This is a genomic window from Paenibacillus sp. CECT 9249, assembly GCF_918697855.1.
Taxonomy (GTDB): Bacteria; Bacillota; Bacilli; order Paenibacillales; family Paenibacillaceae; genus MSJ-34.
Genome location: NZ_CAKKLI010000046.1, coordinates 1 through 13,983, shown reverse-complemented (window position 1 = coordinate 13,983; position 13,983 = coordinate 1). Strand labels below are relative to the sequence as shown.

Annotated in this window: 14 protein-coding genes and 1 pseudogene; 13 read left to right on the top strand and 2 right to left on the bottom strand. The window is 46.1% G+C overall.

Annotation, left to right across the window (positions count from 1 at the left end; all coding sequences use genetic code 11):
- Positions 1–146 precede the first annotated feature (146 nt).
- The 13 genes and pseudogenes from LQ229_RS22180 (at position 147) to LQ229_RS22120 (ending at position 12,426) form a co-directional block, all read left to right on the top strand.
- Positions 147–1,268, top strand: coding sequence for an FAD-binding oxidoreductase (locus LQ229_RS22180; protein WP_230192949.1), 1,122 nt, complete (start codon positions 147–149; stop codon positions 1,266–1,268).
- 61 nt (positions 1,269–1,329) lie between these two features.
- A complete protein-coding gene (locus LQ229_RS22175) occupies positions 1,330–1,710 on the top strand; it encodes a sensory rhodopsin transducer (RefSeq protein WP_216538981.1) in 381 nt (126 codons plus the stop codon).
- A gap of 25 nt (positions 1,711–1,735) precedes the next feature.
- Entirely contained in the window at positions 1,736–2,284 is a 549-nt protein-coding gene (locus tag LQ229_RS22170; protein WP_216538982.1) for a GNAT family N-acetyltransferase, read from the top strand.
- A 142-nt stretch (positions 2,285–2,426) separates the two neighbouring features.
- Positions 2,427–3,680 carry an MFS transporter gene (locus LQ229_RS22165; RefSeq protein ID WP_216538983.1) on the top strand — a complete coding sequence of 418 codons (1,254 nt, stop codon included), beginning with the start codon at positions 2,427–2,429 and terminating at the stop codon, positions 3,678–3,680.
- Between the two features lie 159 nt (positions 3,681–3,839).
- Positions 3,840–4,664, top strand: a complete 825-nt coding sequence (locus LQ229_RS22160; protein ID WP_216538984.1) for a MerR family transcriptional regulator — start codon at positions 3,840–3,842, stop codon at positions 4,662–4,664.
- Positions 4,665–4,722: 58 nt separating this feature from the next.
- Entirely contained in the window at positions 4,723–5,745 is a 1,023-nt protein-coding gene (locus LQ229_RS22155) for a serine hydrolase (RefSeq protein ID WP_230192938.1), read from the top strand.
- A gap of 147 nt (positions 5,746–5,892) precedes the next feature.
- Positions 5,893–6,483, top strand: a complete 591-nt coding sequence (locus LQ229_RS22150) for a GrpB family protein (RefSeq protein WP_216538986.1) — start codon at positions 5,893–5,895, stop codon at positions 6,481–6,483.
- Positions 6,484–6,749: 266 nt separating this feature from the next.
- On the top strand, positions 6,750–7,232 hold the full coding sequence (locus LQ229_RS22145) for an RNA polymerase sigma factor (RefSeq protein WP_230192937.1): 483 nt from the start codon (positions 6,750–6,752) through the stop codon (positions 7,230–7,232).
- Positions 7,229–9,130: a hypothetical protein gene (locus LQ229_RS22140; protein ID WP_230192936.1), complete on the top strand. Its 1,902-nt coding sequence runs from the start codon at positions 7,229–7,231 to the stop codon at positions 9,128–9,130. The genes LQ229_RS22145 and LQ229_RS22140 overlap by 4 nt, the downstream gene beginning before the upstream one ends.
- Before the next feature lie 384 nt (positions 9,131–9,514).
- A complete protein-coding gene (locus LQ229_RS22135; RefSeq protein ID WP_216541421.1) occupies positions 9,515–11,056 on the top strand; it encodes a choice-of-anchor Q domain-containing protein in 1,542 nt (513 codons plus the stop codon).
- A gap of 19 nt (positions 11,057–11,075) precedes the next feature.
- Positions 11,076–11,207 (top strand): annotated as a pseudogene (locus tag LQ229_RS22130) (WYL domain-containing protein); the annotation flags it as partial.
- A gap of 170 nt (positions 11,208–11,377) precedes the next feature.
- Entirely contained in the window at positions 11,378–11,725 is a 348-nt protein-coding gene (locus LQ229_RS22125) for an MmcQ/YjbR family DNA-binding protein (protein WP_216541419.1), read from the top strand.
- Between the two features lie 158 nt (positions 11,726–11,883).
- Complete coding sequence (locus LQ229_RS22120; RefSeq protein ID WP_216541418.1) at positions 11,884–12,426, top strand: GNAT family protein; 543 nt, start codon at positions 11,884–11,886, stop codon at positions 12,424–12,426.
- Positions 12,427–12,496: 70 nt separating this feature from the next.
- Here LQ229_RS22120 and LQ229_RS22115 read toward each other — a convergent pair whose 3' ends face one another.
- Complete coding sequence (locus LQ229_RS22115; protein ID WP_216541417.1) at positions 12,497–13,117, bottom strand: class I SAM-dependent methyltransferase; 621 nt, start codon at positions 13,115–13,117, stop codon at positions 12,497–12,499.
- A 33-nt stretch (positions 13,118–13,150) separates the two neighbouring features.
- Complete coding sequence (locus LQ229_RS22110; protein ID WP_216541416.1) at positions 13,151–13,849, bottom strand: DUF4386 domain-containing protein; 699 nt, start codon at positions 13,847–13,849, stop codon at positions 13,151–13,153.
- Between the last annotated feature and the right edge of the window lie 134 nt (positions 13,850–13,983).

Below are 13,983 nucleotides of genomic sequence, written 5' to 3'. Positions count from 1 at the left end.
GTCATACCGCGGGCGGCTGACGACCCGTCATTCGGGCTAACGAACGTATACACGCTAATAGCCTAGAAAAATATCCTGGGAGGCAAGCCGAAACCGATCCGGAAAAATTATAATGAATACAGCGATTGAATGAAAGGAAAGAAATGATGAAAAAAGTCATTGTCGTCGGAGCGGGAATTCTCGGGGCATCGACAGCATACCAGTTGGCAAAAATGGGGGCGGATGTCCTGATCATAGACCGAAAAGATAACGGACAGGCAACGGATGCCGCCGCCGGCATCATATGCCCTTGGCTGTCGCAAAGACGCAACCAGGCTTGGTACCGGCTGGCAAAGGCCGGCGCTCGTTTTTACCCCGGCTTGATCGAAGAGCTCCAAAGCGAAGGAGAAACGGAAACCGGCTATGCCCAAGTGGGCGCTCTTAGCATTCATGACGATTTGGAGAAAATCGATAAGATGGAGGAGAGGGCAAACCTGCGAAAAGCGGATGCGCCGGAAATCGGCGACATTACGCGGCTTCATGAAAAAGAAACCCGAACGTTGTTTCCTCTGCTCGCGGAAGGTTATCATTCCGTTCATATTAGCGGAGCCGCCCGGGTTGACGGCCGTGCTCTGCGCGAAGCGCTGCTGCGATCGGCGCAGAGAAACAGGGCTGTCCTTAGGGACGGGGATGCCGTGCTTCAAGTTCAGTCGAACCGTGTAACCGGAGTCGCTGTCGGTACGGAAACCTTCGCGGCCCACGTTATCATCGTTTGCGCGGGTGCATGGGCCAATCAACTGATGCAGCCTTTAGGCATCAATTTTCAGGTTCGTTATCAAAAAGCGCAAATCATGCACTTACAGATTCCCGATAGGGAGGATACAGGCGATTGGCCGGTAGTGATGCCGCCGTCCGATCAATATTTGTTGGCGTTTGATCGGCGAAAGATCGTGATAGGGGCGACTCACGAAAATGAAATCGAAGGCTATGATACAAGAGTGACAGCTGGCGGCATGCAGGAAATCCTGAATAAAGGATTGGAATATGCGCCTGGTTTAGCAAATTGTACTTTTCAGGAGGTACGAGTCGGCTTTCGCCCGTTTACAGCCGATTTTCTGCCGGTACTCGGCGCTGTTCCCGGCTGGGACGGCCTGATCGCTGCCAACGGACTCGGAGCGTCCGGATTGACGATGGGCCCCTTTCTCGGAAGCCAGCTCGCCAGGATGGCGCTAGGAATGCCTATTGATATCGATCTTAACGATTATGACATTCGAAAAGCGATGGATTAGGTCATCAAAAAGATTTATATATGTTTGAATAAACCATAGATTGATAGGAGGCACCAAATCGATGCATAAAGCGATAGGCGAAACCCAGTGGATCATTCCCGACGGTTTCATTCCGCCGGACAGCTCCGGCAAATTAACTAGCCATGAATCAATATGCGTAGTCAATTGCTCTTCTGAAGAAGCAACGATGCACATCACCATTTTTTTCGAAGATCAAGAGCCGATCCCGGAAATTCCTTACGTTGTCCCCGGAAGACGCACCAAGCATATCCGAACCTCTTCACTTCATAAAGGCGGCATGTCGATCCCGGTCGGCGTCCCCTATGCCATGCAAATTCAAAGCAATATCCCCATCGTTGTTCAATACAGTCGATTGGATTCAACGCAAGCGGAGAACGCACTTATGTCAACCATGGCGTATCCCGTCAAGGGGCAAAATTAATTTATTTTTGAATGGAGAGAAACTCATGATTTATAGTCAAACTGAAAGAACAATCGTAACGGACCGATTGCTTCTGCGTCTATTTAATGAATCCGATGCAAAAAATGTCACCATATTGTGTAATAATTACAATGTATGCAAAAGCACATTGAGTTTGCCATATCCCTACCCTTTGGAATGCGCTCTTTCATGGATTGCCGATCATGAGCAGAACTTTGAATTGGACCGAATGTATGAATTCGCGATAACAGACAAAAATAGCGGACAGTTATATGGTGCCATTGGTATTTCCAATCATAAAAAAGACTATAACGGCGAAATGGGTTACTGGATAGGTGAAGAACACTGGGGAAACGGATATGCGACAGAAGCAGCCAAGGCAATAATTGAATTTGTTTTCAAAGAAAAGAATTATCATCGCGTTTATGCACGTCATTTTAAATCTAATCCCGCATCCGGAAATGTAATGAAAAAGTGCGGAATGACATACGAAGGCACTCTAAAAGAGCATGTTTGCAAAGAGGGCTCTTTTGAAGATATGGTTCTTTACGGTATCATTAATCCGATGAATTAAGGGATGAAGAAATATTGAGCAATAGAGAAGAAATGGCCCGCTTCATTTTATGGTAAAACTAAATCAAGGGATAGTTTATCACGAATCGGCCGATCGATAAACCTTTTCTTTCGGGTAATCGGCACAAAAGGGGTCAGAAACGATGTCACAAACCGAAGATTACAAGAAGATGCATTGGAAAAGGAACATCATTCTCTTTCTAAGCAGCCAGACGCTCTCGTTGTTTGGTTCTTCCCTGGTGCAATATGCCATTATGTGGTATATTACGCTAACTACGCAGTCAGGCATCATGATGACGTTGTATATTATTTGCGGATTCATTCCGACGTTCTTGTTATCGCCGTTCGCGGGCGTTTGGGCGGACCGGTTCAACCGCAAATCGCTCATCATCATTGCGGATGCCATGATTGCCGTTGTTACGCTTATATTGGCCGTTACGTTTTTGCTCGGCTACCAAGCGACCTGGCTGCTGTTCATTATCGCTGCGGTACGCGCGCTAGGGGCAGGCATTCAGACGCCAGCGGTCGGGGCGATTTTGCCGCAAATCGTGCCGCAAGACAAGCTAACGAAAGTAAACGGCATCAACGGCAGCCTTCAAGCGCTCATCATGTTTGTTGCACCCATCGTCAGCGCGGCGCTGCTTACGATGGCGACGATCGAGATGATTTTTTTCATCGACGTCGTTACAGCGGCGATCGCGATCTTTACTTTATTTTTCTTCCTCAACATTCCGTTGCATGAAAAGGCGGCCGATACGCAAACGACGGGCTACCTGGACGATTTCAAACAGGGTCTGGCCTATATTAGACAGCATGCCTTTTTAAAAACATTTTTTATCTTCTTCGCCTTTTTCTTCGTGTTCATGGCGCCTGCCGCCTTTTTGACTCCATTGCAAGTGACGCGCAGCTTCGGGGAGGAGGTATGGCGTCTGACCGCTATCGAGATTGCGTTTTCCGTCGGCATGATGGCGGGCGGGGGCATCATCGCGTCGTGGGGCGGTTTCAAAAATAAAGTGTACACGATGACGTTCGCCAGCCTTATTATGGGCGTGTGCACATTCTTGCTCGGCATGATGCATGTCTTCTGGATTTATTTGGCCGTGATGGCTGTGTTCGGATTCGCGATGCCGATTTTCAATACGCCGACGACCGTCTTGCTCCAGGAGAAGGTGGACGCCAATTATTTAGGGCGCATATTCGGCGTCTTCGGGATGATCTCGACTTCCATGATGCCGATCGGGATGTTGATATTCGGACCGCTGGCCGATATGATCAAGATCGAATGGCTGCTGATCGGTACCGGACTGTTCATGCTCGTAATGACCGCCTTTTTCATCGGCAACAAGCGACTGGTCGAAGCAGGCATGCCGCTGCCGGAGGAAGCCTCCCAAGAGTAAAAACTGTCTATGATGAAAAGTCGTCCAAAATGGTCGGCTTTTTTTTCTGAATAGAAATGCCGTTGACTTTACCCTAAGGGGAAGATGTACAGTGGAATGGAAGCTAGCAAACGATCAGCGTATGAGGAGATTTTAAAAATGTAGAATGGAGGCGACCCCTTGCTTTCGATTGGAGAATTCTCGAAGATATGCGAAGTATCTGCCAAAACACTGCGATATTATGACGAAATCGGATTAATTCATCCCGACGAGATTCATCCTGAGAACGGTTATCGATATTATTCCATCCGGCAACTGAAAACAATGCTCTACATCAACCGTTTGAAATCGTATCATTTTTCTCTGGAAGAAATTAAAGCCATGCTGGAATGGGAGGAGGATCAGTCGGAGGAGAAGCTTTGTTCCGCTCTTCATCGCAAGAGAAAAGAGATACAGGAAAAGCTGCATGCGCTTGAATCTACCCTGAACCAGTTGAGCGGTGATCTTGTAAATTTGGAGCAGGGGATACCCATGATGTCATTCCTGGATCATATCGAAGTGCAACTGGTTGAGACCCGGCCAATGAATATCCTATCCATACGCAAGATGATGAGCAAGGACGATTATGCTCTCGGATATGGAAAGCATATCGGCAAGCTATATGAGAAGATTGCGACGGAACAACTCACCTTGCTTGGCACGCCGATGACGATATATCACAGCGCTGAATACAATCCGGCCGGCAACGACACGGAGTTTGCCATCCCGATTCAGGAGTATGTCAAGGGAACGAGAGATTTGCCCGGCAGCCTTTGTGCCAAGTCTGTGTTTCATGGTTCTTATTCGGGATTATCGTCGGTATATGCCAAGCTACGGGAATGGGTAGAAAACGAAGGATACGAACTGATCAATTCACCCTATGAAGTATATGCAACCAATCCCGACCAAGCTGCGGCTGCAGAGGAGATTGTTACCGAAGTGTATTTTCCGGTGAAGAAAAAATAACAATTATCTTTACGCTGGCAAAGTAAATCCAAAAAAAGTCTATAGAGAGGTGTCGATCATGGTTAGAAACGATTGGCCAACGACAGATTGGCAATCCGCCGACCCGGCAAGCTTGCGAATGGACGCAGACAAGCTGTCAAAGCTTGAGCCTGCGATCCAGTCCGATTACAGCAATATTAGTGCTGTTGTTATAGTGAGAAACGGATTTATCGCTTATGAAAAATATTATCGCGGCCATGGCCCGGATGATACGCATCATGTCGCATCCGTCACGAAAAGTATCCTATCCGCTCTCATTGGCATTGCTATCGATGCAGGGTATATTCAAAATGCAGATCAAAAGGTGCTGGATTTTTTCCCCGAATATGCTTCCGATGCCGCCGATCGGCAGAAACGAGCAATCACCGTGCGCCATCTTCTTACGATGACGGCTCCTTATCCGTTTGAGGATTGGCGCGAACCGTTGGACAAGATGTGCATGCAGCCTGATTGGGTTCGGTATACGCTGGATATGCTGGGGCAAGGAGGCAATCTGGGAGCCTTCAAATATTCCACCGCAGGCGCGCACCTGCTATCAGCCATTATTACGCGCAGCACCGGGCAGAGCGCACGCGAGTTTGCCAACGAACGCTTATTTTCGCCCATCGGCATGAAAGAAATCCCGGATGTTACAATGCAATCGTTTGGGTTTGACGATCTGTTCGGAAAAAACGTGAAAGGATGGGTTCATGATCCGAACGGCAACTCCACAGGAGGATGGGGGCTTACGCTGACTCCCCGCGATATGGCGCGCTTTGGGCTTCTATATCTACACCGCGGCAATTGGGACAATCATCAGGTAATTCCGGGAACGTGGGTTGACGAATCCGTAGCTATGAACCCGAATCATTACGGCTATCTATGGTGGTTGCGCGAAGAGGATGGAGTTTCCGCATACTTGGCGCTAGGCGATGGCGGGAACATCATTTGTTGCATTCCGGGACAGGACCTGGTCATAGCCATTGCATCGGAATTCATCATGAATCCGCGCGATCGGTGGAACTTGATTAAGGAATGCATTATTCCGGCTGTAAACGGCTAATTATATGAGTGGTCAAATCCGGCATAGATGCGTGTGAAAATTGGCTATTGTTACAATTATTCTGACATGGTATAATGAAAGGCTTAGCAATTTCGAAGATTGCACGATTATGTTTACCGAAAATGGATAACGAGGGGGTGGATTTAGATGCCATCGATGCAAGACGGTTCCAATGCAGCGCCGATCAGCGATGAGGATCTTCAGAAGATCACGGTGGGAGAACGGAAACCTCATAACGCGACGATCACTCTCGTCGAGTACGACCCGCGCTGGCCTGAACTGTTCGAACGGGAGGCTGACCGTGTTCGTTCCGCGCTCGGCAATAAGGCATTACGGATCGAGCATGTCGGCTCGACCTCTGTGCCGGGGCTCTGTGCCAAGCCGATCATCGACATGCTGCTCGTCGTAGCGGACTCCGCCGACGAGACGGCCTATGTCCCGGCTCTGGAAGCGGCCGGTTACACGCTGCGGGTGCGGGAGCCCGAGTGGTTCGAGCACCGTATGTTTAAGGGTCCCGATACCGACCTCAATCTTCACGTGTTCAGTGCGGGCGCGACTGAGATCGAACGAATGCTGCGCTTCCGCGATTGGCTGCGGTCAAACGACACCGACCGGGATCACTACGCACGCGCCAAGCGTGACCTGGCCCAGCGTGTATGGCGGCACGTGCAGCATTACGCGGATGCCAAAACTGCGATCGTTCAGGAGATTATGGACCGAGCGAATGAAGGCCGTTAGACACAGCGGAAAGAAATGAATTGGAAAGATCAGCTAAAGGAAGAGCAGTCCTATAACAAGGGCTGCTCTTCCGTTTTATTTCTTATAAATTCTTCGAAATGACTTACATCCGGCCGTTCTTCTTCGGATCTTCCTGATTCGACTCGAGAATTGTCCTAGAAATTAATTTTTGCGTAATTTTCCCGGCGAGTGATACCTTTTATGGGTGCAAAACGTTTATTGTTCATGAAAGGGGGGATTTTTTTGTGCACGAAAAGTTTGTAGCGATGTATGATCAATATTTTGATGATATTTATCGCTTTGTACTGTTTAAAACAGGGAACCGATGGGATACGGATGATCTCGTTAGCGAAATATTCCGAAAAGCGTTCCAGAAATTTCATATGCTAAACAAAGAAGCATCTAACCAGAAATCATGGTTGCTAACCATTTCCCGCTATACGGTGATTGATTATTACCGGAAAAGAAAAGAAATAGCCTATGGACATGATCCTGAGGTATATGGCTATACGCAGGTTTCGCTGTTTTTCCAAGAAACGGACAGGAGGAACGGCTGTTTAGAAGAATCATTGCTCTCCCTTACTCCGGATGAGCGAGAACTGATTAATCTGAAATATATTGTCGGACTGAAATATGCGGAAGTAGGTGAGATTGTCGGCAAAGCGGAGCAATGGTTAAAAATGAAATCGCAACGAATTAGACAAAAAATGGCTCTATGGATTAACCAGTGCATGGAGGGTGAAAGATGAACGACTTACAATGGAATGATACGGTTAAGCGGCTTAAAGAGGGTCTTCCCGTTAACGAAGAATTGAAGGAACAACTTCGTAACTCGTTTATGCGTAATCGCAAGAAGAAATACCTATTACGTTGGACAGTTATTGCGGCTGCATTACTTTGTCTTGTTATGTTGAATACGGTATGGCAGTCAGAACAGAGTATACCGAAAGTAGAAGCAGCTTCCCTGCAATTATCCAATCAATTTTCTCTTATAGAACAATTAGGTAAAGAAAATAGTGCAGGGGTAGCAGAATATGAAGGAACGATCTATTTTCCATTACAAGAAAAAGGGTTATACGCATACGGGAATCATGGTTTTCATAAATTGGCGGACGGGGATATCCGTTTTGTTCGCGTATCTCCAAATGGAAAACAGTTAGTATATGTTCAGGAGGGAAGCTTGTATTTGTATGAGGTCGATCTCAAGACAAACCGACTTCTCCTTCAAGGAGGGAAGGAACAGGGCTTCTATGAAACGCCCTCTTGGTCGCCGGACGGAACACGAATTGCCTTTGTCAAAAGGATGGAATTCAATGAACATGACGAGGAAAATCTCCCAGGCCTAATTGCGGAGTTAGACGTAAAAAAGGGAGAGATCGACTATATAGCGGAGGGAATGTATCCCTCTTACGTGTCAGGCCGAAATACTCTGTTTTTCGAAAGAAATAATAAGATCATTTCAAGAAATTTGAATAACGGAGAGGAGACTGTGCTCGATGCCGGAAAATATCCTGCTGTCTCCAACGACGGCTCTTATGTGGCCTATGTCAAATCGCAAGGCGAGCCATTGCTTGAAGACGTATGGATCGCGGATACGAATTTTAAAACAAAAAAACAGCTGACGGAGAACCAGCTTGCTGAAGCTTGGGACCGGCAGACAGGCGAGATGATCGAAGGGAAGCAGCAGGCTCGATATACTTTTGAACAGCCGACATGGAGCCGGGATGATCGGACCTTGTTTGTGTATAAAATTTTTCATACGAATGAGGTATGGAAGAAACTGATGCGGTTCGAACTTACAACAGCGAAACCGGAACCGGAAGATATTGTAAAAGGATCGATACAAGCGCTTATTTATCGGGATGAAGATTACGCGCATTCCTTTTTCAGCTATGATCCAGGATATTTAAAAGGAACGAGCCCGCGGCAAATCGGGTACAAACTGATAGACAGCGGCAAGCTTGATGGAGAAACATTTGTTGATGCCGAAACTTATTTATCTTATGCCGACCCTTATTATCAAATTATCAAGACGCGTTATTTTCTTTCAGATGGTCCGAAAGGGTATAGGATTGACAATATGGAAGAAAAAGTCGATATCGAAATTAGTATGTGGGGAGAGGCCATATACAAGACTGTAAATGGCGTCAGAGAACAGCAGCCTTTACTGGAGCTGAAGGATTTGCCCAAGAAAGATAAATGGACGGATGAGGAAATCTGCAACATCGTATATCAAGAATCTACAGAAACATTATGGTTTACCTTAAAACGGAAACAAGACGCTGTGACTGCGCTTAGCTTGCTCAGTTACGATATTGAAGAAAAGCAATTTAAAGAAATAGATACATTTCATGAAGCCCAAAGTTCAAGTATGATGATCATCGATGACGAACAAAAATACGTTGCGATTGATATGGAAATAAACGGAAATAAGGATACTGTCGTTTATCATTTGCATCGTGGACAAAAAACAATATTATCCCGGCAAATTCAAGGGATTGCACCTCAGGCGGTGCACGTTCGTTTCTGGGAAAACGGCAAATTGATCTTTTATACGGAAACGGAGGATAGGGACGTATTTTTCCGTTTCGATCCTGAAACGAATAACATTGATACGACGATGAATACAAAAAAAGGGGGGGCCTGATTCACATGGGGCGATCCGCTCGGATCTACGCTGCTTAGTTTGGCGCTAACGAAACCGACAATCCTTATTGGATTCAAAATGAAGTCGTTCCCATCCTAACGAAAGTACTTATCGTTATTCCTTGGAAATCGGCCGTTTTACCGGTTTTTTCCCCTCATTAGGTTGTTTCAGTTTCGTTACACCAGCTAAAAGGTGATTTACAGGCGATTAGCGTGTTTACGTTTCGTATAGCCTACTCGACGGGTCGTCAGCCGCCGGCGGTATTGATGAAATCGACTCTTTTGCAGGAATTGTATTCGCCACGGTCATATGTTACATTTAATTATTATTTTGGAGGCGGATGTTGAAACAATTGTTTTAAAAATTCGAAGGAGTTGATAGTTAGTGTTGAAATTGGGCAGACTCATGTTGATTGCCTTGGGCGTCGCCACTTTAGGGCTTGCCCTTGGAAATGCGGCCCCGTCGGATGCTTCGACGTCAGGAGCAGAGTATTATGTATCTCCGAACGGCAACGATTCGAATGCCGGAACGCTCGAATCTCCTTGGAAAACGATGCAGCACGCTGCCGACGTAGCCATGCCGGGAAGTACGGTCTATGTGCGCGGAGGTACATATAACAAGAAGCTGAGCATTACGCGCTCAGGCTCGGCTGCCGCAGGCCCGATTACATTCACGAATTATGCTTCGGAGCTGCCGGTCATTGACGGTACCGGTCTGTCCGTCACCGGCCAGGAAGGACTCGTGCAAATTATCAATGCCGGCTATATTACGATCAAAGGCTTCGAGATCCGAAACTTTACGACGTCGACTAGCAATAAGGTGCCTGTCGGCATTTACGTCGAAGGGAGCGGCAGCAACATCAGCATCTTGAACAATAAGGTGCATAACATCAAAAACACGGCAACCCCATCGGGCAAGGAACTGCTGGGACGGGATGCGCACGGCATCGCCGTGTACGGCACCGAAAACAGATCGATCAACAACATTACGATCGACGGCAATGAACTGTACAATCTCGTGCTCGGCTCCAGCGAATCGCTTGTCGTGAACGGCAACATAGATACGTTTGCCATTACGAACAACCGGATTCACGACAACGATAATATCGGCATCGATGTGATCGGCTTTGAAAACACAGCGCCCAGCGCGGCCTACGATCAGGCGCGCAACGGACTTATTAAAGGAAATATCATATATAACATATCATCCAACAACAATCCGTCGTACGGCATAAAACTTCCAAACGATAGTAATTCTGCTGGCGGAATCTACGTCGATGGCGGTAAAGATACCGTCATTGAGCGGAACTACAGCTATAACAACGATATTGGCGTAGAAATCGCTTCGGAGCACAAGAATCGCTCAACCAGCAATATCACTGTTCGCAATAATATCATATATAAGAATCGTTATACCGGTATTGCGATGGGCGGGTATGAAACAGGCCTGGGTTCCACTGTGAATAGCAAGATCGTTAATAACACGTTGTATAAAAATGATATCGTAGGGTTAACCGGCGGACAGTTGCTGCTCCAGTACAATACGAAAAACAATGTGATCAAAAACAATATTATGGTTGCATCCTTCTCCAATTACCTGATCTATAACGAGTACACCAAGAATAGGGGCAACGTGGTCGATTATAACCTGTATTTCGGGCCGGCCGGCAGCGCGGGCAGCTTGTGGAAGTGGAAAAACAAGCTTCGCACCGGATTCGCCTCCTATCAATCTGCTACGGGAAATGATGCGCATTCGTTGTTCGTTGATCCTCAATTTGCCAATGAAACGGGCAATGATTTCCACTTGAAGCCGACATCTCCTGCAATTGATGCAGGATACACGGATAGGGCGATAATCGGAGATTGCGATATTGACGGTGAACCTAGAGTGCAGGGAGCTTTCGTGAATATCGGAGCGGACGAGTAGACGTTATTGCAGCGGGGGTATCCGCCATTTCCGATTGTCGCGGATGACGGAGCTTGCCGTGTTGGAAGAGCGCTTTCCTATGCCGCCTGAGTTTAACCTAACCCGTTACCGTCCGCCGGACGATCACAACATACGGGTGCTGGTTCGGGTAAAATTGAAGAGGAGTTGTTGTAATAATACAACGAGAGTTAAGCTTGGTTTAACCCGTTTTCGTTGCCGCAAAACTAGTACTGGAAAAATCTACGATTTATGAGTAGAATGAACGAAAGAAGTAAACCTGATAGTGAAATACTTTGTCATCTGCGAAGGAGAGGTGCCGATTTGGAAAGAAGTATCATCGATTACTGTTTGCGAAAGAAAGGAGCGAGTAAGGATTATCCCTTCGGACCCGAACCATTGGTGATCAAAGTTGCCGGCAAGATGTTCGCTCTTATTTCTGACAAAGGGGATTCTTTTGACATAAGCCTAAAATGCGACCCGGTGATTGCCGAAAACTTGAGAGAGCAATATGAGGCTATTCGGCCAGGGTACCATATGAACAAGAACCACTGGAACACCATTACGATCGATGGTTCCTTGCCAATGTCGGAGATCTTCGACATGATCGACCATTCTTACGATCTGGTTGTCAAAAATCTTCCCAGGAGTCTCCGGGAATCTATACTGTAAGTGGAAACCAAAGCGTTTCACACCATATGACGGACATCCGTTTCAAGAGAGCGGGGGTGTCCTCTATTTAAATCATATAAACTGATTCAAAGATCTGCCCAAAATCATAATAGAGAGAGCGAGAAACAATATCATTAAATGAACTGGGATGGTGTAAGATGTCTGAGCAGCAAATATACATCCGGTTCCTTGACGATGCGGACGCCGCAGAATTGGCAGCGATGTACAAGCGCAACAGGGAGTTCTTCGGGAAGTTTTCACCAGAAAACCCGGAAGAGTTTTATACGGAGGAGCACCAGCTCCAAGCAATAATGAAGAGTCAGTCTGACAGGGAATCGGATCGGAGATATTCCTTCGTGATATGCCACAAGGAGAACGACCAAATTATAGGCAACGTTGATCTGTCCTTTGTGGTGCGGGGATCGCTTCAGAGCTGCATGATCGGATACAACTTAGACCAGGCTTATAACGGCAAGGGTTATATGACGGAGGCAGTGAAGCAGGTCGTTCGCTATGCCTTCGAAGAGCTGAAGTTTCACCGGATCGTCGGGGAAGTTTCTCCTCGGAATCCCGGATCTATCCGCGTTCTGGAGAATGCCGGCTTCCATAAAGAAGGTATTGCGCGCAGCAACGTTAAGATTAACGGGGTGTGGGAAGATCATCAGGTGCTAGCCCTCATCAATCCGTCCAAGGATATCTAGTTAGTAGTTCAACAAGCTTGAAAGCAGCCGGCCAAGAGGACCAGCTGCTTTTTTTCATAGAAGCAAGTCCTCAAATCTTCCTAGCAACAATGAAATATTCCTGAGAACTTTTCTTCAAGCAATCCGACTCGACAATTGAAAAATTGCCTTCCTCAATGGTATCGATTAAATTGCGTATTTTAAATGATCTTATAATCGGTACTAGACCAACTCTACCTGCAAAGAGTAACAAGTTTCTTAGAAATATTTTTTCTCCTACGCATGGTGTCGCAGAAATCAATAATCCTCCGGGTTTCAACAGTTCATTCATTCTTCGTAGAACGATATGTTCATCTTCCAACAAATGCAGCACATGAAAGACCAGGATGACATCAAATGAGCCTTTCTTATACCTTTCATCAAAAATGGTCGAGTGAGCATAATTTATATTTGCAATATTTCGTTCCGTTGCCTTTTTTTCCGCAATTGCTATCATAGAAGAAGATATATCAACCGCATGAATCCCTTTCACATATTCTGCAATTTCATTGGATATCAATCCAGTCCCGCAGCCGTAATCCAAAACCATATCGCTTATTTTGAGATGCGTTTTCGTCCTTTTTATGATATTGATGTAAGTCTGTTCATCCTTCATCTCTAATCGATCATATTTGCTTGCCGTTTTGTCCCAAAAACGTTCTGATTTATTCATTTCAGTTACACCTTCTTTTCTAAGGCATCGATCTTAATTGGATACAAAATCCTGTTTCGTCCGGTTGAATCCTTCGATGATAAGCCAAATAGCCAGAATCAATTGTTGAAAGGCAATTGGAATGTTCAACATCATGTAGGTTGCATCCAGACCGATGAAGCGAATCATAAATAATAAGCTCGCCAATATGGACAATATAGACCCAATAAGACCCGAAACGGACAACCAACGTGGGACTAATTTGGTTTGATAAAATATGCAGTTATATAAGAACATAGCCAAAACAAATGCGAGTGTCGTTGCCACATGATTCGTCAAATCTCGTCCTTCCCGCAACAATCCGCCCAGAGTCTGAACATACGAACCATTCAGAGTTGCAACTTTTGCAAATTCGTGGCTTAATGTCAATAGCGACAGAAGAATGATGACACCAATAATAATGAACACACCCGCAATCATGCCGAAAGCAACAGATCCACGGGCTAAACTTTGATTATGCTTACTTAAAATCGGATACATGACAATAGGAATACCAACATAAGCAACAACCATTAACAACTGGAAAAACGCTCCTATCAGTACCTGATTTTCATTTGTAGAAGCCTTGACAAGGTAGTCTGCTCCATCTATAACAGGAACAACACTAAACATGCCTGTAACCAACCCGGCTATTAATAACACCCCCGTAATTACCGCAGACCTTCTACCTGAATTCGTACTCTTCCTTAACATACTTTAACCTCCTCGTATAGTATCTTTTGAAAGCTCTTATAGGTTAGTTTCCATCCCCTGAGGGGGATGGAAAACGGCCTCGAAATTTCCAGGCTCGTTCTTTGAAAATTTCATCTGGGACTGGACTTTCCGGC

Excerpts from the sequence above, each read along its gene's own strand:
- LQ229_RS22155 (WP_230192938.1), top strand. The coding sequence starts at position 4,723 with ATGGTTAGAAACGATTGGCCAACGACAGATTGGCAATCCGCCGACCCG.
- LQ229_RS22140 (WP_230192936.1), top strand. The coding sequence starts at position 7,229 with ATGAACGACTTACAATGGAATGATACGGTTAAGCGGCTTAAAGAGGGT.
- LQ229_RS22145 (WP_230192937.1), top strand. The coding sequence starts at position 6,750 with ATGTATGATCAATATTTTGATGATATTTATCGCTTTGTACTGTTTAAA.
- LQ229_RS22150 (WP_216538986.1), top strand. The coding sequence starts at position 5,893 with ATGCCATCGATGCAAGACGGTTCCAATGCAGCGCCGATCAGCGATGAG.
- LQ229_RS22115 (WP_216541417.1), bottom strand. The coding sequence starts at position 13,117 with ATGAATAAATCAGAACGTTTTTGGGACAAAACGGCAAGCAAATATGAT.
- LQ229_RS22170 (WP_216538982.1), top strand. The coding sequence starts at position 1,736 with ATGATTTATAGTCAAACTGAAAGAACAATCGTAACGGACCGATTGCTT.
- LQ229_RS22165 (WP_216538983.1), top strand. The coding sequence starts at position 2,427 with ATGTCACAAACCGAAGATTACAAGAAGATGCATTGGAAAAGGAACATC.
- LQ229_RS22180 (WP_230192949.1), top strand. The coding sequence starts at position 147 with ATGAAAAAAGTCATTGTCGTCGGAGCGGGAATTCTCGGGGCATCGACA.
- LQ229_RS22120 (WP_216541418.1), top strand. The coding sequence starts at position 11,884 with ATGTCTGAGCAGCAAATATACATCCGGTTCCTTGACGATGCGGACGCC.
- LQ229_RS22175 (WP_216538981.1), top strand. The coding sequence starts at position 1,330 with ATGCATAAAGCGATAGGCGAAACCCAGTGGATCATTCCCGACGGTTTC.
- LQ229_RS22110 (WP_216541416.1), bottom strand. The coding sequence starts at position 13,849 with ATGTTAAGGAAGAGTACGAATTCAGGTAGAAGGTCTGCGGTAATTACG.